Below are 22,972 nucleotides of genomic sequence, written 5' to 3' on the forward strand. Positions count from 1 at the left end.
ATCAAACCTCGGCGCCGCTGACCTCCACCTTCCACACCCGCTCATCTTGTTGCTGACTGCGAATACGCACCGGCAAAAAGCGTTCGATCACGCTGATATTGCTTTGCAGGTGCTCGCTCAGGTGAGTGGTGGTAAAGCTTCCGGCACCGGCCAGGGCCATGGGCAGCAGCAACTGGTCGGCCAGGTGTTCGGCCACCGCCGCCGTGCCGGCCAGCCAGGGCCGGGCGTTATCCGCCAGGTAATCGGCGACCCTTTCAGCCCGCAGGCCGGAGTGGCCGAAGGCAATGAACAGTTCGCTCAGGTGCTCGCAAACGACTTCCATCATCAGCGCATTGCCCGGCCCGCATTCGGGATCGAGGACCTGCCAGTGCAGCTCTTCAGGTTGCAGGTTCAGGCGCTTGGCGATACGGCTCAATTCGCGTTCGGCCACATGCCCCGGTATGCCGGCGATCACGGCAGTCGCCCGACGGCTCAACCGCGCACCGCGCTCGCACAGGTGCAGGGGTTGCAAGGCCGAAGGCTCGACAAGCGCGAGCAGTTCACCGCCGCCCGCCGGTACGAAACCATGGCGCAGCAGTTGCAGTTCGACCCTGGCGCCCATGCGTTGCAGCAGCGGCAGAAATACCCGCTGCAGAAAGTCCGCCGGTGGCGCCAGCGGATTGTGGGTACCGCCGCTGACACTTACACGGCTGGGCTCAGGCGCATGCAGCAAGGCCGGCAGCAGGGTTTGCAGCACCAGGCTGCAACTGCCGGCGGTGCCGATGCTGAAACGGTAATCCCCGCCGCGAATCGGGCCAGGCGCAAAGCTGATGCACTGCGAATGCATCTGCGCGCCCTCGACCGTGGCGCCGCACAGCTCGGCGGCGGCCAGCACGCAGGTCAGGTGCTGACGCAGCAGGCCAGGCCGGGTACGACGGGCACGGATATTGGTGATTTGCAGCGGTTTGCCGGTCACCATCGACAGGCTCAAGGCGCTACGCAGCACCTGTCCGCCGCCGATGCTGCCGTCCAGTTCAATGACGTCCATTTTCATTTTTTTCTTCACATAAAATAATTGTTGTACCGACACACACGCTGTGGCCCAACACCCTCCTGTAGGAGCGCGTTTACCCGCGACCGAGTGCGTAAGCGCTCGCAAAATCCATGAAACGCCACAAATTTACGACTGCTAACGCAGCCGGTCGCGGTGGTCCGGCATTCCGGTAAACGCGCTCCTACCCGTCTGTTGCAGGCCGCAAGACCGTATTGCGCCACGGTGTCCCTTGTAAGAGCGCGCTCTGCCGGAATGCCGGAACAGACCGAGTGCGTAAGCGCTCGCAAAATCCATGAAACGCTGAAATCTTACGACTGCTAACGCAGCCGGTCGCGGTGGTCCGGCATTCCGGCAAACGCGCTCCTACTGTTGCAGGCCGCAAGACCGTATGTGTCAGGCGTATTGCGCCACGGTGTCGCGCAGGTACTGGTTGAGCAGTGTGTTGTCTTCCTGGGTGCGCGGCAGGCTGGGCACTTCGCGCTCCAGCTCGGCCTTGATGAACGCGTGCAGCAAGGGTCGACGCGGGCCGTAGGTGGCTTCGTCGGCATTGCGTTTCAACACCAGCAGTTCATCGATTTCGGCCAGCAACGGCCGGTCATCCAGTGTGCCCAGCAACTCGCTGAAGGTCATCGGCGGACGGCCACGGCCCTGGTCGATCCAGCGCACGGCCAGCAGTGGCCGCAGCACATAGAAGTATTTCTTGAAGCGCACGCTCTCTTCTTGCAGGTAGCCGCGAAAATTCTTGCGCGCCATCGACAGGTAATGATTACGCGCCGCCGGCGGGCTGTAGAACGTCTCGGCCAGTTCACGCAAACGTGCGGTGGCCGCCGCTTCCTGGCGATAAACCAGCGGTGAATCCAGCCACTCCAGCAAGGTCGGATTGGACTTGCGCAACAACCCGAGGGTCTTGCGCAGCTCCCAGCCGCTGACGTCCAGCTCATCGTCCAGAGGTCGCTCGATCACATCGCGCGGGGTGTCGACCTGCACGAACCAGTCAGGCTTTTCGACGTAGACAAAACGCACGTCGTAGTCGCTGTCGCTCGAGGCAAAGCCCCAGGCGCGGCTGCCCGATTCACAGGCATACAGCACCGTGACGTTGTGCTCGCGCTCTATGCGTTGCAGTTCTTGCAGCACGCGCTCGCGCATGGCGCTGTTGAGCGGATGAGCCTCTGTGTGATCCATTTTCACATCTCCTTTCTTAACCTTTCACGCACACCACCTGACGCAGGGTATGCAGCACTTCCACCAGTTCGCGCTGGGCATCCATCACTTGATCGATGTCCTTGTAGGCCATCGGGATCTCGTCTATGACATCGGCGTCCTTGCGGCATTCGACATGCGCGGTCGCACGAATCTGGTCTTCGACGGTGAACAGCTTCTTGGCCTTGGTGCGGCTCATGGTGCGTCCGGCGCCATGGCTGCACGAGCTGAACGCCTCTTCGTTACCCAGGCCGCGAACGATAAAGCTCTTGGCGCCCATCGAGCCTGGAATGATGCCCAGCTCGCCCTTCTTCGCCGACACCGCGCCTTTGCGGGTGATCAGTACGTCCTGACCGAAGTGCCGCTCTTTCTGCACATAGTTGTGGTGGCAGTTGACCGCCTCCAGCGCCACCTCGAACGGTTTGCTGATGATCTGCCGGGCCGCCTGAACCACCGCCCGCATCATCAACTCTCGGTTTTGCCGGGCAAAATCCTGGGCCCAGCCGACCGCTTCAACGTAGTCATCGAAATGCTGGCTGCCTTCTTCGAAGTACGCCAGATCGCGGTCCGGCAGGTTGGCGATGTGCTGACGCATATCGTCCTGGGCCAGGTGGATGAACAGGTTGCCGATGGCATTGCCCACCCCGCGCGAACCGCTGTGCAACATGAACCAGACCCGGTTGGCTTCATCCAGGCAGACCTCGACGAAGTGGTTACCGCCGCCCAGGGTTCCCAGGTGTTTGCGGTTGTTGGTGTTGCTCAGTTTCGGGTATTTGTCGGTGATCAGCTTGAAGCGTGTCGACAAGGCGCCCCAGGCGTCATCGGCCTGCTGCGGGACGTCTTCCCATGAACCTTTGTCGCGGCCGCCACGGGTCACGGTGCGCCCGTGCGGCACGGCCTTTTCGATCGCGCTGCGCAGCCCGCCGAGGTTGTCCGGCAGGTCGCTGGCGGTCAGCGAGGTACGCGCGGCGATCATGCCGCAACCGATGTCGACCCCGACCGCTGCCGGGATAATTGCGCCAACGGTGGGAATCACGCTGCCGATGGTCGAACCTTTACCCAGGTGCACATCGGGCATCACCGCCAGGTGCTTGAAGATGAACGGCATCTTCGCGGTGTTCATCAACTGCTCGCGCGCTTCGCTTTCTACCGGCACGCCTTGGGTCCACATCTTGATGGGTTTACCGTTGGCGACTTCCAGCAGTTGGTAAGTTTTCTCTTGCATGATTTCACTTCTTTTTTCTGGCCGAACACTCGGCATTTATTCCATATCCCCAGGCGACAATCGTCGGTGAAACATTGCATTGTGCTCTACCACTGAGCTACAGCCTGACGGCTGACGGGACTCGAACCCGCGACCTCAATAGTGTGTAGTTCCACCTGCATTCGCCGGGCAAACTCGGTAATAGGTGGCACGACAAAATCGGTGACTTATAAGAACATTGGATGTAAAGCCACCCGCATTCGTGCCGTTCACAGGCGCTGACAAGAGATAACGAGACGTCTTGGAATGTAGTCCCGTCGGCATTCAGCGCCGGTGAATCAAAACTCCATGGCCTCAATGGCCTGTACCCAGTGGCCAGCGCCGTAGCGCCCGCCGATGAACTGCTCGATCACATCGAACACCGCATCACTGAAGCCGCCGACATTGAGGATGTCCTCGCGGTCTGCCGCCTGAGTCGTCGCGCCGGGTTGCATGTCGATGCACACCAGCCGTGCCTGCGGGTTGCGCCGCTTGATCCGCTCCCACTGCAGCATTGTCTCGGTGGCGCCATGGCGCCGTGCGTCGATCCATGACTCGTTGTCAGAGACCAGAATCACCGTGTCGACCTTGTCGCCGGCATCGGCCAACCGCGCCAGTGGCGCCGAGCAGTTAGTGCCGCCACCACCAATGGCGGCCAGCTTTTGCGCATTGCTCATCACGCTGTCGCGAGGGTTGAGCTTTATGTCCACGACACTGCGTTCAAACGGCATCACCCGTGCCTCTGGCTGCTTGCGCAACACCGCGGCCGTCACCAGTGCCGCCACATCGATGCAGCGCACCGCCGTGGTCGCGCCTTCGCGGTAACCCGTCACCGGGTTGTGCATCGAGCCCGAGACATCGGGGCAAACCACTACGGCACCCGGCAACACCGGCACATTGCTCAGCGACAACTCCAGCGCATCCTGCAAGGCGTTACGCACGCTTTGCGGCACCGCATCGCCGGCCATTCGATACGCGGCCAGTAACTGGTACGGATACACCCGCGCCTTGGCCACGGCCGCCGGATCCGCCAGCCGTGCAGTCATGAACGGCGTGAAACCGGGCACCTGAAACGCGCCATTGCGCGCCAGGGTGTTGAGGTTCATGCGCAGCGCCTGCCAGCCCATGTTGCCTGCGAGGCGCGCCCATTGCGTCGCGTTCAGGGTTTCGTTGCTCAGCAGTTGAAACGGCACTGCCGGTACGATCAGGCTCGCCCCGCTGCGAAACGCCAGCAGCTCGCGGGTCAGTTCAGGCAGCGCCTTAACATCCACCGGCTTGCCGATCAGCCAGGCAAAGAATGCTTCGCGCCAGACCTCGACCGGCTTGGGGTGAACCATCTTCACCACATCCGCCAGCGACGGCTGATTACCCACCGAAGCCTGCAACAACTGGTACTCGGTGGCGCTGTTCAACCACTGTTGCACCAGACGCTTGGGCTGCGAACCCAAGGATTTTCGCCCGGTCACACCACTGCGCAGGATCTGCACAAAGGTGCGCAGCATCTTGCCGCTGTCGATGACCTGCTCGAACAGTGCCGGCACCAGCGCGGAACGCTGCGCCACCAGGGCGGCCAACAGCAGCGCCGGCATGTCTTTCATATGACCCTTGCGGCGGGCATACAGAGCGGCCTTGGCCACGTAGCGGCTGTCCAGTTCGCCGACCAGTCGCAGCACGCTGTCGAGCTGCGTCTGGGCAGAGGCATAGAACGTCTGGTTCAGGCAGCCGGTGACTGCCAGTTGCGCCAGCTGGTGCCGGGCACTGTAGGCATAGGCCGGGGCCTTGGCCGCATTGTGCGTGTCGCTGTCGGGCAGTGTTGCCGGGTGACTGTTGAACAGTTTGACGTTGGCCATCTTGGCATCTCGCTCTGTTTATCCTGTGTTGCCAGAGATATTGCAGTCGACGTGCCAGGTTTATTTTTAATGACAGATTATTTTTTAAACTACTGATTTATATGTACTTTATTTTTTAAACGGATTTTATACGTCGTTCAGAGAGACAGTCGACCCTTTAAAATTCTATCCTTTGTTATCAGCATTTATCTTCAGGTATCAGCATGTCAGCCAAGCAAACCGTTGCCATAGGTTTTGTCGGCGCCACCCTCGACCGGGTCGGCAAGGGCGCCACGCGCTGGAGCCACTGGCGCCCGAGCATCAGTCTGTGTCAGCAGCCGGATGTGCTGATCCATCGCCTGGAGTTGATCCACGGCGTGGATGCCCGCGACGTCAGCCTGGCCCAGCGGGTAACTGAAGACATTCGCCAAGTGTCACCGGAAACCGAGGTGCGCCTGCACCCCATGGCGCTGAAAGACCCCTGGGACTTTCAGGAGGTGTACGGCGCACTGCACGACTTTGCGACCGTTTACACGTTCGATACCGAGCGTGAGGATTACCTGGTACACATCACCACCGGCACCCACGTGGCGCAGATCTGCTGGTTTCTGCTGACCGAGGCGCGCTACCTGCCGGCGCGACTGATCCAGACCTCGCCGGCCCGGCGGCTGGGCAATGAACAACTGGCCGTGGGCAAACACAGCATCATCGACCTCGACCTGTCGTGCTACGACCACATCGCCTCGCGCTTCGCCGACAAGCGCCTGCAAGGCCTGGCCTTTCTCAAGTCCGGCATCGCTACGCGCAACGCAGTGTTCAACCGCTCGATCGAACAGATCGAGCGCGTTGCCGTGCGCTCCACCGCGCCGATGTTGCTGATCGGCCCGACCGGTGCGGGCAAGTCGTTTCTGGCCCGGCGCATCTATGAACTCAAGCGCAGCCGGCATCAGGTGCAGGGCCGCTTCGTCGAGGTGAACTGCGCGACCCTGCGGGGCGACGGCGCCATGTCGGCGTTGTTCGGCCATATCAAGGGCGCCTTCACCGGCGCACAAAACGCCCGCGACGGCCTGCTGCGCGCCGCAGATGGTGGCATGTTGTTTCTCGACGAAATCGGCGAACTGGGCGCCGACGAACAGGCAATGCTGCTCAAGGCCATCGAAGAAAAACGCTTCTTTCCGATGGGCGCGGACAAGGAAGTCGAGAGCGATTTTCTGATCATCGCCGGCACCCACCGCGACCTGCGCGAGCGCGTGGCCCAAGGACTGTTTCGTGAAGACCTGTATGCGCGGATCAACCTGTGGACCTTCAGCCTGCCGGGCCTCAGTGGCCGTCGCGAAGACATCGAGCCGAACATCGACTTCGAGCTGGAACGCCACGCCCGCGAACAAGGCCGCTTGGTGCGCTTCAACCTGGAAGCACGACGCCGCTACCTGGATTTTGCCTGTGCCAGCGAAGCCGCCTGGCTGGGCAACTTTCGCGAACTGTCAGCCTCGATCACCCGCATGGCCACGCTGGCCGACAGCGGGCGCGTTGATGAGGCTCAGGTCGAAGAAGAAATACAGCGCCTGCGCTTTGCCTGGGGGCTGAGTCAACACCTGGGCCAGGAACAGGATGACCTGCAACCGCTGCTTGAAGACGGTCTGGAACTGGACCTGTTCGACCGCTTGCAACTGAAAGCCGTCATCGACGTCTGCCGCCAGGCCGACAGCCTGTCCGACGCCGGGCGCAAACTGTTCGGGGTTTCGCGTCAGGGTAAAGCCAACCCCAATGATGCGGACCGGCTGCGCAAGTATCTGGCGCGGTTCGGGGTGGAATGGAAAAGGATTCGCCCGTAGGAATGCACGCTTTGTCACTGACACAGCGCAGTCTCGCAGCAAACACAGGACAACTGTAGGAGCGCGCTTGCCCGCGACCGAGTGCGCTAGCGCTCGTAAACTTTAAGCGTTTCATAGATTTCTGCGAGTGCTGCACACTCGGTCGCCGGCAAGCGGGCTCCTACAAATGCGTTCAATCAGATAGCTCTGCGTTGTGTTTGATGAGGGTCCGCTTGTTGTGCGACCGCGCTTTATCAGCGACAAAGCCCGGCCTCCATCTGAAGGTTATCCAGCGGCACCCAACCCGCAGCCCCATCCAATGGTCGATGGCACCACACCCAACCATTGAGCTGCCGCTCACCCACCAGACTGTCGCCTTCATCTACATCCAATTCCTGAGCACTGTAATCCTCCAGCGCCTGTACATTTTTCTCATCCAGCCAGTGAATCAGTTGCCTGGGCACCCAGCCTCCTGTTTGCTCAGCGCCGATGCAGTAGTACCAGCCATCCCAACCCTGGGGGCCCTGGTATTTTTCCCCGGCGATCAACTTGTCACCCTGTCTGAAACTGAGCGGCTCACCTGCTTCGCTGCGATGAGATTTGATGACCCGATAATTCATGACAGCATTCCTTGCGTTGATTTAAAGCGTGCGAACCACTGTAATGGATTCGGCCAACCCGAACCCCAACAGGAGCCTCATATGGCCCCCACTCTCGACATCCGCCGCTACCGGGGCGAGCACCCTCGGCACCAGCATGCGTTTACGCAACTGGTGCTGCCCATCAGCGGGCGTATGGAAATCGATGTGGAAGGTCGCGGCGCCCGGCTTGATGCCGGCACGGCGGCGCTGGTCGCGCCGGGTGCGGCGCATGCGCAGATGGCGGAGCCGGGCAGTCGCTTTCTGATCCTTGATTGCCCGTCGACCTGGCTTCAGGAACAGGCGCTGCACAGCCTGGCGCAGCGCATTTATGTGCCGATCTCGCCGGCCACTCGCCGCCTGATCGAATTTGCCGAACTGGTCGGCCAGGAAGCCCTGGTCAATAGCGCAGACCAACTCGCGCCCCTGCTGTTGTCGTCGTTAGCCAGCGGGCCACTGGCCGCGCCGAGCGGTATACAGCCGTTGCTGGCGCAATTGCAGGCCAACCCCGCCGCGGCCTGGAGCAACGAAGCCATGGCGCGGATTGCCGGCATGAGCCTGAGCCAGTTGCACCTGCGCTTTCGGCAGTTGTTCGATGAGACGCCACAGGCCTGGTTGACGAACGTGCGCATGCACAAAGCCCGGCAGTGGCTGGCCGACAGTCATTTGCCCATCGCTGAAATCGCCCTGCGCAGCGGCTTTTCCGATCAGGCCGCGCTGACCCGTGCCATGAGCCGCCTGTGCGGCACGACGCCGGCGGCTTATCGCAAGAGCCTGGGTAAAAAATCCGGGACTCCCGGACAATAAAACCGCTCGCCCACGCCCCAGACTGGCCGCTTTGAATTTGCACGGCGGTGGCTGTCATGTTGGCTGATCGGGTACTTCTCAAAGGCATTGGTTTCGGGGTGGGCGCCGGCCTGTGCTGGGGCGTGATCTTTCTTGGCCCCAAGCTCACGCCCGGCCTGTCGGGCGCGCAGTTTGCGGTGTTGCGCTTTCTTTGTTACGGGCTGATTTCAGCCCTGTTGCTGGCGCCACGCTGGCGGCAAGCGTGCGCCAAGCTGCGCCGCGAAGACTGGGTTTCGCTGTTCTGGCTCAGCCTGATCGGCAACCTGCTGTACTACTCGCTGGTCGGCAGCGGCGTGCAACTGGCCGGCGTCGCCACTACGTCGCTGATCGTCGGCCTGATTCCGGTACTGGTGGCGCTGGCCGGGCGCAAGGATGCCAATGCCGTCTCGATGATCCGGCTGGCGCCGTCACTGTGCTGCGCCACCGCCGGCGCGGTACTGATCAGCCTGCATGCGTTGCACACCGGCAGCCACGGCGAACAACCCACACACATTATCTGGGGCCTGCTGTGCGCCGTCGGTGCCTTGATCAGCTGGAGCTGGTTCGCGGTCAGCAATGCCAGGCGCCTGAGCGTCATGACCGGTGTGTCAGCCAACGACTGGGCGCTGCTGGCCGGCGTCATGACCGGCGCGCAGTCGCTGGTGCTGGCCGTGCCGTTGCTGGGGCCGGCGCTGAATACGCATGACAGCCATACCTGGCTGGAATTTCTGCTGGTTGCCGGTGGCGTAGCGTTACTTGCGTCGGTGATTGGCGGCGCCCTGTGGAATCAGGCCAGCCGCCTGTTGCCGCTCGCGCTCAGCGGCCAGGTGCTGGTCATCGAAACCCTGGCCGCGCTGCTGCTGGGCTTTCTCTGGGAAGGCCGCTGGCCCGAAAGCGTGGAGTGGGTAGCGATGGTGTTACTGGTGATCGGCGTGGTGTGGTGCCTGCGTTGTCATCAACAACATCCGCCTCGCGCCGCTGTGGTCTGAGCACCATCGGTCGCCTCGCCTGACAGCGCTGTTGACCTGTCGGCGCCTTGATCGTTAACTGTATATGCATACAGCAAAACAATATCAAGGAAGCCTCCATGAGCATCACCTTCCTCGGCACGTTGTCCGATATCGGCCAGGCGTTACCCCTGTACGCCTTTAAAGTGCCCGCCGGCTTTCCTTCGCCGGCAGCCGACCACCTTGAACACACGATTTCGCTCGACCAGTTGCTGAACATCCGTACCCCTCACACTTACCTGGTGCGTATCGACGGCCAGAGTATGGAAGGTGCGGGCATTTTCGAAGGTGATCTGGCGGTGGTAGACCGTTCGGCGACCGCAGGTCATGGCGATATCGTGATTGCCGCGATCGATGGCGATCCCCTGTGCAAGCGCCTGGCCAGGCATGGCACGCAAATCTCGCTGCTGTCCGAACATCCCGACTACCCGGAGCGCCTCATCGGCCAGGGTGAAGAGCTGCTGATCTGGGGCGTTGTGAAGTTCAGCGTGCGCACCCATGGCCAGAAAGCCTGAGCCGGTTTTCGCCCTGATCGACTGCAACAGCTTCTACGCCAGCTGCGAGCGGGTGTTCCGGCCGGACCTGAACAAAACGCCCATTGTGGTACTGAGCAATAACGACGGTTGCGTCATCGCCCGCAGCCATGAAGCCAAGCCATTTATTGCCATGGGCGCGCCCTATTACCAGATCAAGGACATCCTGCGTCAGCAGAACATTCGCGTCTTCAGCAGCAACTACGCGCTGTATGGCGACATGAGCGAGCGGGTGATGACCCTGATCGAGTCACGGGTGCCGGTGCTTGAGGTCTACAGCATCGACGAAGCGTTTGCCGACCTCACCGGCATGCCTGGCGACCTGACCGCTTTCGGTCATGAGTTGCGCACGCAGATCGAGCGCTGCACGAGCATACCGGTGAGCGTCGGCATTGCTTCGACCAAGACCCTGGCCAAGCTGGCCAACTACACCGCCAAGCGCTACATGGAGCGCACAGGTGGCGTGATCGACCTGCGCGACCCGCGCATTCGTGACTGGGTGCTGAACAAGATGCCGGCCTGTGCCGTGTGGGGCGTGGGCCGGCGCATGCAGGCGAATCTGCAGGCCCTGAATATTCACAGCGCCATGGACCTGGCCCAGGCCAACCCTGCCCTGCTGCGCCGGCGCTTCAGCGTGGTGATGGAAAAGACCGCCCGTGAACTGACCGGCACGCCTTGCCTGCAACTGCTCGACCAGGAGCCTGCCAAACAGGCGATCTGTTGCAGCCGCATGTTCGGCCGGCGCCTGACCACTATCGAACCGATCAAGCAGGCCGTGGCCACTTACGTGATGCGGGCAGCAGAAAAACTGCGCGTCCAGCGCTCGCTGTGCAAGCAGATGCGCATCAGCATCCGCACCGGCATGCACAACCCTGAAGAGCATAAATGGGCCAGCGGCACACTGGTCGAGCTGCCCTACCCTTGTAACGATGTGCGGCTGATGACCCGCCTGGCGCTGCAAGCGGTGGATCGAATCTTTCTGGACAATTTCAACTACAGCAAGGCCGAGGTCTTGTTGCTCGATTTGCGCCAGCAAGGACAATTCACCGACGACCTGTTCGCACCGTCCCAATCGCTGCAAAGCACCAGGGTGATGAACGTGCTGGACGATATCAACCAACGCTGGGGACGCGGCACCCTGCGCAGCGCAGCCGTGCCCCATGACCCCGACTGGGCGATGAAGCGTGAATTCCTGAGCCCGGCCTACACCACCCGCATCGATCAGTTATGGGCGGTTAAATGATCGTGAGCCGACGCCTTATGCACAGCTGAAAAAACTGGCTAGTCTCAGTTCGATACTCTGTGCCATCACCCGCACAGGCATGGACTCCCTTGTTGTTTCAGGCCGTGAATAAGGACTTTCATTGATGAACAGGCTCGTGTCGATAGTGCTGGTGGCAAGCCTTGCGCTGGGTGGTTGTGCGGCACGTCTGGAATCCAGCGGTGCGCCGCCACCGGCAATCAGCGAGGCGGCTAAAGCCAATCTGGTAGTGACCTTTATTGGCACCCAACGGGTTGAGGCCAATACCGACTGGTATCTGGTCAAGGGCACCTGGTCACAAGCGCTGGCCAGCGATGCAGCCGCTGCCGGTTATCGCACGACGTTTCTGGCCGGCAGACCGCAAACGCAAGCGCGTGACGGGCTGATGGTGATAATCCGGGTCGAAAACTTTCGTTATCTGACCGGTGCCGCACGTGCGGCGGGCAGCTTTGCCATCGGCAATGCCTGGGTCAATGCGCAAGTCGACTACAAGGACCTGCGCACCGGCCGGTTGCTGGGTTCACGCCAGTACGACACGAAATCGAAGGGCTGGCAGATGTGGTTCTCGGCCATGACCGACAAACAGCTAAAAGCCATTGCCCGGCAAATGGTGCAGGACATCGGCCAGGCCAGATAGCGCAAACAACCCTACAACGCCGCCTTGAAGATGCCCTCGATCTGCTGTTGATCCGCCGGGCGTGGGTTGGTCAGGCCGCAGGCGTCTTTCAGGGCATTGGCGGCCAGGGTCGGAATATCGGCCTCCTTGACGCCCAGTTGGGTCAGACCGGCCGGAATCTCGACGCTGGCCGCCAGGCGACTGATCGCCTCGATGGCCGCCTGGGCACCGGCTTCGAAGTCGAGGCCACGAATGTCGGCGCCAATGGCGTGGGCAACGTCGGTCAGCCGGGCGGCGCTGACGCTGGCGTTGAAGCGTTGCACATGCGGCAGCAATACCGCATTGCACACGCCGTGAGGCAGGTCGTAAAAGCCGCCCAACTGGTGCGCCATGGCGTGGACATAGCCCAGCGATGCATTGTTGAACGCCATGCCGGCCAGAAACTGCGCGTAGGCCATGTTTTCGCGGGCCTGCAGGTCGTCGCCGTGGTCGACGGCACGTTGCAGGTTGCCGGCGATCAGACTGATGGCCTTGAGCGCGCAGGCATCGGTGATCGGCGTGGCGGCGGTGGACACATAGGCTTCGATCGCATGGGTCAAGGCATCCATGCCGGTGGCGGCGGTCAGCGAGCGCGGCATGCCGGCCATCATTTGCGGGTCGTTGACCGACAGGATTGGTGTGACGTTACGATCGATGATGGCCATTTTCACGTGCCGCGCCGTGTCGGTGATGATGCAGAAGCGGGTCATCTCGCTGGCGGTGCCGGCCGTGGTGTTGATGGCGATCAGCGGCAGTTGCGGGTTCTGCGAGCGGTCCACGCCTTCATAGTCGCTGATGTGCCCGCCGTTGCTGGCGCACAGGGCGATGCCCTTGGCGCAGTCATGCGGCGAACCGCCGCCCAGTGAAATGACGAAGTCGCACTGCCGTTCCTGCAACAGCGCCAGGCCCTGCTCGACATTGGCGATGGTCGGATTGGGCCGGGCGCCATCGTAGACCACCGAATCGATGCCCTGCTCGACCAGCAGGCCTGCCACCTGGCTGGCCACACCCGCCCTGGCCAGACCGGCGTCGGTGACGATCAGCGCCTTGAGAAAGCCGTACTTGCGGATGGCCTGCATGGCCTCTTGCAGGCAACCGCTGCCGATCATGTTGACGGCGGGAATGAAAAAGGTGCTGCTCATGGCGGATTCTCCTGATTCGAAGCACCAGCATCGGCCTGACACAGCCCTGCGGTATTGACCCAGCGCAACGAAACCGGCACTGCAATGCGTTGACCCGACAAACTGTACGGCTCAATCGCTGCGCAGCTGTAAAGGAAAAAGACGGCGGTCTATGGCTAGATGCCGCCTTGCAACCCACCACAAGCAACCGGCGTCACTTATGTCCTCTCGTGAAAATACCGGCATGGCCCTGGGCCTGCTGGGCGTGATTATCTTCAGCCTGACCTTGCCGATGACGCGCATCGTGGTTCAGGAAATTCACCCACTGCTCAACGGTATGGGCCGCGCCCTGCTGGCGGCGATTCCGGCGGCGCTGTTGTTGCTGTGGCGCCGCGAGAAATGGCCGACCCGCGCGCAGCTCAAGGGCCTGGCGCTGGTGGTGCTGGGTGTGATCGTCGGTTTTCCGGTGTTGTCGGCCTGGGCCATGCAGAGCCTGCCGGCGTCGCACGGCGCGCTGGTCAACGGTATTCAGCCGCTGTTCGTGGCGATTTATGCCGCCTGGCTGTCCCACGAACGCCCGTCGCGGGCCTTCTGGGGCTGCGCGGCATTGGGCAGCGCGCTGGTGCTCGGTTATGCGCTGATCAATGGCGCTGGCACTATTCAGGTGGGCGATCTGTGGATGCTCGGCGCCATCGCAGTCGGTGCGCTGGGTTATGCCGAAGGTGGCCGGCTGGCCAAGGAAATGGGCGGCTGGCAGGTGATCTGCTGGGCGCTGGTGCTGTCGTTCCCGCTGCTGCTGGGACCGGTGGCGTGGCTGGCCAGCCAGCATCAAGGAGCGATTTCGTCGCAGGTCTGGTGGGCGTTCGGCTATGTGACGCTGTTTTCGCAGTTTCTGGGCTTCTTTGCCTGGTACTCAGGGCTGGCGATGGGCGGGATCTCGCGGGTCAGCCAGATCCAGCTGCTGCAGATTTTCTTCACCATCGCCCTGTCGGCGCTGCTGTTCGGCGAGCACGTCGAGCCGATCACCTGGATCTTTGCCATTGCCGTGATCGGCACGGTGGTTCTGGGACGCAAGACCACCGTGGTTGCACCCAAGCCTGCGGTCAGTTGATCAGGCCGTCGGCACGCAGCAGGGTTTCGAGGCATTGCTCGCTGATCGCATAGAACGCTTTCAGCTCTGCAATGCGCGCCAGCAAACGCGCCGGGTCGCCAGGTTCTGCGCGCTTGACCGCCAGGATCATCTTGTTCTTGTTGGTGTGTTCCAGCGAGATGAACTCGAACACCTTGGTCTCGTAGCCGCAGGCTTCAAGCAACAGGGCGCGCAGGCTGTCGGTGACCATTTCGGCCTGTTGGCCCATGTGCAGGCCGTATTGCAGCATCGGCTGCAACAGGCCGGGGCTCTGAATCTGCTGACGGATCTGTTTGTGGCAGCACGGCGAACACATGATGATGGCCGCGCCTGAGCGAATTCCAGTGTGAATCGCATAATCGGTGGCGATGTCGCAGGCATGCAGCGCGATCATCACATCAAGCTCGCTCGGCGCGACGCTGCGCACATCACCGCAGCGGAACACCAGGCCGGGATGCTCAAGCTGCGCGGCGGCGTTGTTGCACAGCGTCACCATGTCTTCGCGCAGTTCCACGCCGGTCACTTCGCCTTCGGCCTGCAAGGTGTTGCGCAAGTAGTCGTGGATGGCGAAGGTCAGATAGCCCTTGCCCGAACCGAAGTCGGCCACGCGAACCGGTTTTTCCAGGCTCAGTGGCGAGCTGCTCAAGGCATGGGAAAACACTTCGATGAACTTGTTGATCTGCTTCCATTTGCGCGACATCGCCGGGATCAGCTCATGCTGGCGATTGGTCACGCCCAGGTCGGTGAGAAACGGCCGGGTCAGTTCCAGATAGCGTTTTTTCTCACGATCATGCCCGGCCGACGGCGCTTCACGCGATTGTTGGCCGGTGTGCCGCGACAGGTTGGCCTTGCCCTTCTTGCTGAACTCCAGCTGCGCTTCATCGCTGAGCGTCAACAGGTGCGCATTGCGAAACGAGCCAGGCAACAGCTCGCCAATCAACGCCTGCGCCTCGCTCAGTGAATGGTTTTTGGTGATATCGCGGGTCTTGTAGCGGTAGACGAACGACAGGCAGGCCTGATCCTTGATCGTCACCGGGGTAATAAGGATGCGCTGCAGGTCCGGCTCGCTGCCCACATGACGGGCCAGGACCAGTTTGACCAGGGCGTTCTGCGTCAGGCAGTCGTCCAGCAAACCGAGGAATCGGGCACGTGGTTCGGTAGCGGACGCGGGGGTGGAAGCAGTGGCAGACATCGAAAACGCCTCGGGCGGCTGGGCAGATCAGGAAGCCGGGCATTTTAACGGCAGTGCCGTCAGAAGTCCGCTTTGTCTGCCTGCCAAATGCACCGCTAGCCGAGCACGACCAGACGATTGGTCAACTCATTGCGGCTGCGGGTCACCGGAATGTGGTCGGCCAGCAGTTCGCCACAGGCATGAATGCAGCCCAGGAACCCTTGCAGGTTCTGACCGTTGCGCAGTTGCTGGGTGAAGACATCGACCATGGCTTTAAAGGTTTCGTCGTGCAAACGGCTGGAAATGCCCTGATCGACCAGAATCTCGACGTAGCGCTCGGCTTCGCTGACAAACAGCAGCAGGCCGTTGCCACCGGGCGTGATGTGCAGGTTCTGCTCAAGAAAATGCCGGCGCGCCAGGTTACCGGCCCGCCAGCGACGTACCGACGAGGGCACCAGTTGACTGGTGACCCGGGTAATGCGGCACAGCAAGGCAACCAGCACGAACGTCGCCAACTGGGTCAACAGCAGTTGATTGGCCGAGAAAGCGCCGGTGGCGTAGCTGGCGATGCCTGGCAGCAGCAGCCCCATGACGCCCGCCCAGACCAGCGGCACATAGGCATAGTCGTCGGACCTTGCGGTCACTACAGTGACCAGTTCGGCATCGGTACGGCGTTCGACGCGGCTGATCGCTTCAGCAACCAGCCGCTGTTCGTCTTCTGTGAGTAAAGCCATCGGTGCCTCGTGTTCAATTCTTGTTTTACCAGTTGCCGGAAGCACCGCCACCGCCAAAGCCCTTGCCGCTGCCGCGAATCACGCGGCTGCCGGAAGGATCGAGTTTGGCCCCGCCACCGCCCGCCTTGCTGCGCAGGCGGCGGCCCAGGTTGGTCATCGCCAGCACCGCCATGAACAACGCGACACAGGCCAGCAACAGCAGTAGCAACGACCACACAATACTGCCCGTCTGCCCGACATAGGTGTTGTCCGGGAAAGGGTCAGGGTCGTCCGGCACATGCCCGCCCAACGCGGCAACCATGGCCTGGGCACCGCGCTCGATGCCCGTGGCGAAATTGCCCTCGCGAAACTCCGGCGTGATCAGCATGTTGATGATCATCGAAGACTGGGCCTCGTTGAGGCGACTTTGCAGCCCGGTACCGACTTCGATGCGCACCTTGCGGTTATCGCGTGCAACGATCAGCAGCGCGCCGTTTTCACGTCCCTTGCGGCCAACATCCCAGGCCTGGCGCAGGCGCAGGCTGTAGTCTTCGATGGTGGTGCCTTGCAGGTCGACCAGCGTCACCACCACGATTTGCTCGCCAGTCACCTGCTCGTGCTCGCCGAGCATGTTCGACAGGCGCACGGTCGTGGGGTTGTCGAGCATCTGGGCGGCATCGACCACGCTGCCGGTCATGGGTGGAAACAATAAAGCAGGCTCATCGGCCCGTGCCATCGTGCTGGCGACGCACAGCAACAGCCAGGACAGCATCATGTGTAGAGCAACCTTCAAATCTTCACCTGCCAGACCTTGCCAATCCGTAACCTGTAAAGGGTAACCCATTGGCCATTGGGCCTTCTATGCCGCAGTTTCTGGGTATCGCTGCAACCCTGTGCATGCATCCTGGAGTGTCTCCTGTTGTATTTTTTGAGGCGGCTGCAATTGACTGCCTTAGCCAAACCGCAAGTTCCCCGGCATAATCCGGCGCCAATGCCGGAGTATCGGTCAAAACTGGCTGCATCAGAGCGATATGATGCAACAAAACGTCCAGCGACTACCCTGTGCTCTGTCCTGACAATACCGCCAAAGGTTCAAACCCTAAAATCTGGTGGCCAGTATTTAACGCAAGTTACTGGCAAACGCCTTGAGAAATAATCCATGAACAAGTTGTGCTTAACAGGTTTCCTGGTCGTTATGGCCAGCCACTCGGCGCTGGCCGCAACCCCAGCCAGTGCTGCGCAGCAAACGCCACTGCAAGCCAAGAATGCCTTCATCGCCAATTTGATGAAACAGATGACCCTTGATGAAAAGATCGGCCAGTTGCGCCTGATCAGCATCAGCGGGGAAATGCCACAACCCATGATTCTCAAGGAAATTGCCGCCGGTCGGATTGGCAGTACCTTCAACTCCATTACACGCTCGGAAAACCGTCCTCTGCAAGAGGCCGCCGTCGCCAAGAGCCGCCTGAAAATTCCGATGTTCTTCGCCTATGACGTGGTCCACGGTCATCGGACGATTTTCCCGATCAGCCTGGGCATGGCCGCCAGCTGGGACATCGACGCCATTGCCCTGAGCGGCCGCATCTCGGCCAAAGAGGCCGCCGCCGACGGCATCGACATGACCTTCGCGCCAATGGTCGATATCTCCCGCGACCCGCGCTGGGGCCGTAGCTCCGAGGGCTTCGGTGAAGACACTTACCTGGTGTCGCGGATTTCCGAAACCATGGTTCGCGCGTTCCAGGGCAACAGCCCTGCCGAGCAGGCCAGCATCATGGCTGCGGTCAAGCATTTCGCCCTGTATGGCGCGGTCGAAGGCGGTCGCGACTACAACACCGTCGACATGAGCCCGACGCGCATGCACCAGGATTACCTGCCGCCGTATCGCGCAGGGATCGACGCCGGTGCAGGCGGTGTGATGGTCGCGCTGAACTCGATCAATGGCGTGCCTTCGACCTCCAACACCTGGCTGATGCAGGATTTGCTGCGCAAGGAATGGGGCTTCAAGGGTGTCACCATCAGCGACCACGGCGCCATCGGCGAACTGATCCAGCACGGCGTGGCCAAGGACGAGCGTGAAGCGGCCAAGCTGTCGATCAAGGCCGGCATCGACCTGAGCATGAACGATGTGGCCTACGGCAAATACTTGCCGGAGCTGGTCAAGGCCGGCGAAGTGTCGGTCAAGGAAATCGATAACGCCGTGCGTGAAGTGCTGGGCGCCAAGTATGACATGGGCCTGTTCAGCGATCCGTACAAGCGTATCGGTGTTGCCGCCGATGACCCGGCCGACACCTATTCCGATGACCGCCTGCACCGCGCCGAAGCCCGCGATGTGGCGCGCAAGACCTTGGTCCTGCTGAAAAACCAGAACGCTACCCTGCCGCTGAACAAGCAAGGCACGATCGCAGTGATCGGCGGCCTGGCGCAAAGCAAGCTGGACATGATGGGCAGCTGGTCGGCTGCCGGGCGTCCCAACCAGTCGGTCACCATTTATGAAGGCCTGACCCAGGCCGTCGGCGACAAGGCGAAACTGGTTTACGCCCGCGGCGCCAACGTCAGCGATAAAGAGAACGTGCTCACTTACCTGAACTTCATCGAGAAAGAAGTTGATGTAGACCCGCGTCCGGCCCAGGAAATGATCGATGAAGCGGTCAAGGTTGCCCAACAGGCCGATGTGATCGTCGCGGTGGTGGGTGAATCGCGCGGCATGTCGCATGAATCGGCCAGCCGTAGCAGCCTGGACATTCCCGGCAAGCAACGCGACCTGATCAAGGCTCTCAAGGCCACCGGCAAGCCGCTGGTGCTGGTACTGATGAATGGCCGGCCACTGGCGCTGGGCGACGAACTGGAGCAGGCCGATGCCGTGCTCGAAACCTGGTTCTCGGGCACCGAAGGCGGCAATGCCGTGGCCGATGTGCTGTTCGGCGACTACAACCCGTCGGGCAAACTGCCGATGACCTTCCCGCGTTCGATCGGCCAGTTGCCCAGCTACTATGCGCACCTGAACACCGGCCGGCCGTACACACCGGGCAAGCCGGGCAACTACACCTCGCAGTACTTCGAGGAAACCAACGGTCCGCTGTTCCCGTTTGGCTATGGCCTGAGCTACACCAGCTTTGACGTGTCGGACATCACCCTGTCCGACGACAAGCTGACCCGCCAGGGCAAGCTGACCGCCAGCGTGACGGTGAAGAACACCGGTAAAGTTGCCGGCGCCACCGTGGTGCAGTTGTACCTGCGTGACGTGGCCGCCTCGATCAGCCGCCCGGTCAAGGAGCTCAAAGGCTTCGAGAAAATCAGCCTGGAGCCCGGCCAGGAGAAGGTCGTGACCTTCACCCTGAGCGAGAATGACCTGAAGTTCTTCAACTCTGCACTCAAGTACGCAGCCGAAGCCGGAGAGTTCAAGGTGATGATCGGTCTGGACTCGGCCGACGTCAAAGAGGCCCGCTTCAATCTGTTGTAAAGCGGTTGGCGGCGCAGGGACCGGCATGATGCCCGGCCCTGCGCCAGTACTCAGACTGCCGGCAGCCCTTCGATGACGCTCACGCAACGCACCCTGCGACTGTTTGTCTATGTGCTGGTCATTGTCACCGGCGCCGCCATTTGCGCCGGGCTGGCCATGCGTCAGACGCAGCAGCATGTACTGAGCGAAGACGCCAGGCGCGCCAGCGACCGGCTCGCCCTGTATGCCAACACCCTGCACACCCTGATCGAACGTTATCGTGCGCTGCCGGCCGTGCTGGCGCTGGACACCGAGATTCGCGATGCCGTGCGCGGCACGCTGAGCGAACAGGCGCAGGCCTCGCTCAATCGCAAGCTCGAAAGCATCAATGGTGCGGCGCATTCCTCATCGCTGGAGCTGATGGACCGTCACGGCCTGGCCGTGGGCGCCAGCAACTGGCGCAGTCCCAGAAGCTATGTCGGCAACAACTACGGCTTTCGCCCCTATTTTCTGCAAACCCGCGCCAAAGGCACGGGGCGTTTCTATGCGGTGGGCGTGACCACCGGCATCCCCGGCTATTTCCTCTCCAGTGCGGTGCTTGATAACGACGGCGAGTTCATGGGCGCCATGGTCGTCAAGCTGGAGTTCCCGACCCTTGAAAGGGAATGGGCGCAGGACGATGACCTGCTGATGGTCAGCGATGCCAAGGGCATCGTGTTTATTGCCAACCGTCCGGACTGGCGCTACCGCGAACTCAAATCGATTTCCGTCGAAGATCGCGCTGAACTGCTGAGCACCCGTCAATACGACAAAAAGCCCTTGTCGCCGCTGCGCAGCCGGGTGTTGCAAAGCTTTGGTCCCAACAGCCATCTGAGCCGCGTCGAAGCCCCCGAAGGCAGCGCCGATTACCTGTGGCAATCGCGGGAAATGGTCGACGAAAGCTGGACCCTGCACCTGCTGCGCAAACCGGAGTCCGTCAACGAAGACATCCGTAATGCCGGCCTGGCTGCCGCCGGTATCTGGCTGGCGCTGGTGTTTCTCGCCCTGTTCCTGTCGCAGCGCTGGCGCATGGCGCGCTTGCGCGAACGCAGCCGCAATGAGCTGGAACGCCTGGTCGAAGAACGCACCCGCGACCTGCGCACCGCTCAGGAAGGCCTGGTGCAATCGACCAAACTGGCAGCCCTGGGGCAGATGTCGGCGGCCCTGGCGCATGAGATCAACCAGCCATTGACCGCCCAGCGCATGCAACTGGCAACCCTGCGCCTGCTGCTCGATCAGGGCCGTATAGAAGATGCAAGCCAGGCGCTGAGCTTGCTCGACCAGCAACTGACGCGCATGGCTGCGCTGACCGGCCACCTGAAAACCTTCGCCCGCAAGAGCCCCGACGGCTTGCGCGAGCGCCTGGACCTGGCCACCGTGGTCGACCAGGCGCTACTGCTGCTGGATACACGGCTGCGCGATGAACAGATCGAATGCGTGCTGTATCTGGCGCGCCCCGCCTGGGTGCGCGGCGACGCGATCCGCCTGGAGCAGGTGTTGATCAACCTGTTGCGCAACGCCCTGGATGCCATGCGCGACCAGCCGCGCAAGCGCCTTGAAGTGCGCATCGAAGCACAGGGTGAGCAATGGCAACTGAGCGTCATCGACACCGGCACCGGGATTGCCGCCGAACACCTGCCCAGCCTGTTCGATCCGTTCTTTACCACCAAGCCTGTGGGCGACGGACTGGGCCTGGGGCTGGCGGTGTCTTATGCGATCATCCACAGCCTGGGCGGGCAACTGAGCGCGCGTAATCACGATGACGGCGCGGTGTTCAGTTTCAGCCTGAACAATGATTTCCTGGAGTCCGAATCGTGATTCTGAACTCGGTTATCGTGGTCGATGACGAAGCGGCCATTCGCCAGGCCATCGAGCCCTGGCTGACCCTCGCAGGCTTTGAGGTAAAGCTTCACAGCCGCGCCGAAGAGTGCCTGGCGAATTTACCCGAGCATTTTCCCGGCGTGATCATCAGCGATGTGCGCATGCCCGGCATCGGCGGCCTGGCCCTGTTGGCGCAGGTGCAGGCGCGCGACAAGGACCTGCCGGTGATCCTGCTGACCGGGCATGGCGATGTGCCGATGGCCGTTGAGGCCATGCGCGAAGGCGCCTACGACTTTCTGGAGAAACCCTTCAGCCCGCAAGCACTGCTCGACACCCTGCGCCGCGCTCTGGAAAAACGTCAGCTGATTCTGGAAAACCGCCGCCTGCACGAACAGGCCGATGCGCGCACCCGGTTGGAGAATACGCTGCTGGGGGTTTCGCCCAGCCTGCAAACCCTGCGCCGACAGGTGCTGGAACTGGCGGGCATGCCGGTCAACGTGTTGATTCGCGGCGAAACCGGCAGCGGCAAAGAGCTGGTTGCCCGCTGCCTGCACGATTTCGGCCCGCGCGCCGGCAAGCCATTTGTCGCCCTGAACTGCGCGGCGATTCCCGAGCAGTTGTTCGAGGCCGAACTGTTCGGTCATGAGAGCGGCGCGTTCACCGGCGCTCAGGGCAAGCGCATCGGCCGGCTGGAATACGCCGATGGCGGCACGGTATTTCTCGACGAGATTGAAAGCATGCCACTGGCCCAGCAGGCCAAACTGCTGCGCGTGCTGCAGGACCGACAACTGCAACGCCTGGGCTCCAACCACAGCATCACGGTGGATGTGCGCATCATCGCCGCCACCAAACCCGACCTGCTGGACGAAGCACGCGCCGGGCGCTTTCGCGAAGACCTCGCGTACCGGCTGAACGTGGCAGAGCTGCGCCTGCCCGCCCTGCGTGAACGTCGCGAAGACATTGCCATGCTGTTCAAGTATTTCGCTCAGGCGGCCGCCGAGCGCCTGGGTCGCCCGACACCGGTGCCGGGCGGGGCACAACTGGGGCAGTTACTGGCGCACGACTGGCCTGGCAATGTGCGCGAGCTGGCCAACGCCGCAGAGCGTGAGGTGCTGGGCTTGAGCCAGCCGCCAAACGAACCTTCGGGGCAATCGCTGGTCGATCAACAGGAAGCATTTGAAGCTCAGTGCCTGCGCGCAGCGCTGACCCGGCACAAGGGCGATATCAAGGCGGTGCTCACTGAGTTGCAACTGCCGCGCAGAACCCTGAACGAGAAAATGCAGCGCCATGGTCTGGCCCGCGACATGTTCCTGAATTGAGCATTGCCCTGAGCCGCCGGTACTCGCCAGACGCAAAGCACAATGACATCATACGCCCGCGAAAATTTGCGCTTCATGGATCCATACCTGGGGTTTAGCTTGCCGTGACCATTTCCCCGACCGTGCCCGTGAGCGGCACAGAAGCGACGTGTTTCGTGCGCGATCATGACTGGTCGAGCAAT

General features: G+C 61.7%; 19 protein-coding genes. 10 read left to right on the forward strand and 9 right to left on the reverse strand.

Annotated elements, in window-relative coordinates; translation table 11 throughout:
• Position 1 precedes the first annotated feature (1 nt).
• The 4 genes from rtcA to ACYAS9_RS00845 form a co-directional block, all read right to left on the reverse strand.
• A complete protein-coding gene (gene rtcA, locus ACYAS9_RS00830) occupies positions 2-1,033 on the reverse strand; it encodes an RNA 3'-terminal phosphate cyclase (RefSeq protein ID WP_463566441.1) in 1,032 nt (343 codons plus the stop codon).
• A 393-nt stretch (positions 1,034-1,426) separates the two neighbouring features.
• Complete coding sequence (locus tag ACYAS9_RS00835) at positions 1,427-2,215, reverse strand: nucleotidyltransferase domain-containing protein (RefSeq protein ID WP_463566442.1); 789 nt, start codon at positions 2,213-2,215, stop codon at positions 1,427-1,429.
• 16 nt (positions 2,216-2,231) lie between these two features.
• A complete protein-coding gene (locus ACYAS9_RS00840) occupies positions 2,232-3,458 on the reverse strand; it encodes an RtcB family protein (RefSeq protein ID WP_463566443.1) in 1,227 nt (408 codons plus the stop codon).
• Positions 3,459-3,775: 317 nt separating this feature from the next.
• Entirely contained in the window at positions 3,776-5,326 is a 1,551-nt protein-coding gene (locus tag ACYAS9_RS00845; RefSeq protein WP_463566444.1) for a vWA domain-containing protein, read from the reverse strand.
• A gap of 203 nt (positions 5,327-5,529) precedes the next feature.
• Between ACYAS9_RS00845 and rtcR the strand changes: the two genes are divergently transcribed.
• A complete protein-coding gene (rtcR, locus tag ACYAS9_RS00850; RefSeq protein WP_463566445.1) occupies positions 5,530-7,140 on the forward strand; it encodes an RNA repair transcriptional activator RtcR in 1,611 nt (536 codons plus the stop codon).
• A gap of 233 nt (positions 7,141-7,373) precedes the next feature.
• On the opposite strand, the gene ACYAS9_RS00855 is transcribed toward rtcR, so the two are convergent.
• The gene (locus ACYAS9_RS00855) at positions 7,374-7,739 is read right to left on the reverse strand and encodes an SH3 domain-containing protein (RefSeq protein WP_463566446.1); all 366 of its coding nucleotides are present in this window, start codon (positions 7,737-7,739) and stop codon (positions 7,374-7,376) included.
• Between the two features lie 81 nt (positions 7,740-7,820).
• On the opposite strand from ACYAS9_RS00855, the gene ACYAS9_RS00860 reads away from it, so the two are divergent.
• The 5 genes from ACYAS9_RS00860 (at position 7,821) to ACYAS9_RS00880 (ending at position 12,020) form a co-directional block, all read left to right on the forward strand.
• A complete protein-coding gene (locus tag ACYAS9_RS00860; protein WP_463566447.1) occupies positions 7,821-8,564 on the forward strand; it encodes a helix-turn-helix transcriptional regulator in 744 nt (247 codons plus the stop codon).
• 56 nt (positions 8,565-8,620) lie between these two features.
• A complete protein-coding gene (locus tag ACYAS9_RS00865; protein ID WP_463566448.1) occupies positions 8,621-9,571 on the forward strand; it encodes a DMT family transporter in 951 nt (316 codons plus the stop codon).
• 98 nt (positions 9,572-9,669) lie between these two features.
• A complete protein-coding gene (locus tag ACYAS9_RS00870; protein WP_463566449.1) occupies positions 9,670-10,104 on the forward strand; it encodes a LexA family protein in 435 nt (144 codons plus the stop codon).
• Entirely contained in the window at positions 10,088-11,365 is a 1,278-nt protein-coding gene (locus ACYAS9_RS00875; protein ID WP_463566450.1) for a Y-family DNA polymerase, read from the forward strand. The genes ACYAS9_RS00870 and ACYAS9_RS00875 overlap by 17 nt, the downstream gene beginning before the upstream one ends.
• 124 nt (positions 11,366-11,489) lie before the next feature.
• The gene (locus ACYAS9_RS00880) at positions 11,490-12,020 is read left to right on the forward strand and encodes a hypothetical protein (RefSeq protein WP_463566451.1); all 531 of its coding nucleotides are present in this window, start codon (positions 11,490-11,492) and stop codon (positions 12,018-12,020) included.
• 11 nt (positions 12,021-12,031) lie between these two features.
• On the opposite strand, the gene yiaY is transcribed toward ACYAS9_RS00880, so the two are convergent.
• Positions 12,032-13,180, reverse strand: coding sequence for an L-threonine dehydrogenase (gene yiaY / locus ACYAS9_RS00885; protein WP_463566452.1), 1,149 nt, complete (start codon positions 13,178-13,180; stop codon positions 12,032-12,034).
• Between the two features lie 199 nt (positions 13,181-13,379).
• Here yiaY and ACYAS9_RS00890 point away from each other — a divergent pair, with 199 nt between their 5' ends.
• Positions 13,380-14,270, forward strand: a complete 891-nt coding sequence (locus ACYAS9_RS00890) for a DMT family transporter (RefSeq protein ID WP_463566453.1) — start codon at positions 13,380-13,382, stop codon at positions 14,268-14,270.
• Here ACYAS9_RS00890 and ACYAS9_RS00895 read toward each other — a convergent pair.
• The 3 genes from ACYAS9_RS00895 to ACYAS9_RS00905 all read right to left on the reverse strand — a co-directional run bounded on the left by ACYAS9_RS00895 (position 14,263) and on the right by ACYAS9_RS00905 (position 16,944).
• The gene (locus ACYAS9_RS00895) at positions 14,263-15,480 is read right to left on the reverse strand and encodes a class I SAM-dependent methyltransferase (protein ID WP_463566454.1); all 1,218 of its coding nucleotides are present in this window, start codon (positions 15,478-15,480) and stop codon (positions 14,263-14,265) included. The two genes, ACYAS9_RS00890 and ACYAS9_RS00895, sit on opposite strands and share 8 nt — an antisense overlap.
• A gap of 95 nt (positions 15,481-15,575) precedes the next feature.
• Entirely contained in the window at positions 15,576-16,193 is a 618-nt protein-coding gene (locus tag ACYAS9_RS00900; RefSeq protein WP_463566455.1) for a TPM domain-containing protein, read from the reverse strand.
• Positions 16,194-16,218: 25 nt separating this feature from the next.
• A complete protein-coding gene (locus tag ACYAS9_RS00905) occupies positions 16,219-16,944 on the reverse strand; it encodes a TPM domain-containing protein (protein ID WP_463566823.1) in 726 nt (241 codons plus the stop codon).
• Between the two features lie 387 nt (positions 16,945-17,331).
• Between ACYAS9_RS00905 and bglX the strand changes: the two genes are divergently transcribed.
• The 3 genes from bglX to ACYAS9_RS00920 all read left to right on the forward strand — a co-directional run bounded on the left by bglX (position 17,332) and on the right by ACYAS9_RS00920 (position 22,790).
• Positions 17,332-19,632, forward strand: a complete 2,301-nt coding sequence (bglX, locus tag ACYAS9_RS00910; RefSeq protein WP_463566456.1) for a beta-glucosidase BglX — start codon at positions 17,332-17,334, stop codon at positions 19,630-19,632.
• A 72-nt stretch (positions 19,633-19,704) separates the two neighbouring features.
• A complete protein-coding gene (locus tag ACYAS9_RS00915) occupies positions 19,705-21,468 on the forward strand; it encodes a sensor histidine kinase (protein ID WP_463566457.1) in 1,764 nt (587 codons plus the stop codon).
• A complete protein-coding gene (locus ACYAS9_RS00920; RefSeq protein WP_463566824.1) occupies positions 21,468-22,790 on the forward strand; it encodes a sigma-54-dependent transcriptional regulator in 1,323 nt (440 codons plus the stop codon). Before ACYAS9_RS00915 ends, ACYAS9_RS00920 begins: the two co-directional genes overlap by 1 nt.
• Positions 22,791-22,972: the final 182 nt, after the last annotated feature.

The organism is Pseudomonas sp. HP_08, from assembly GCF_055284095.1.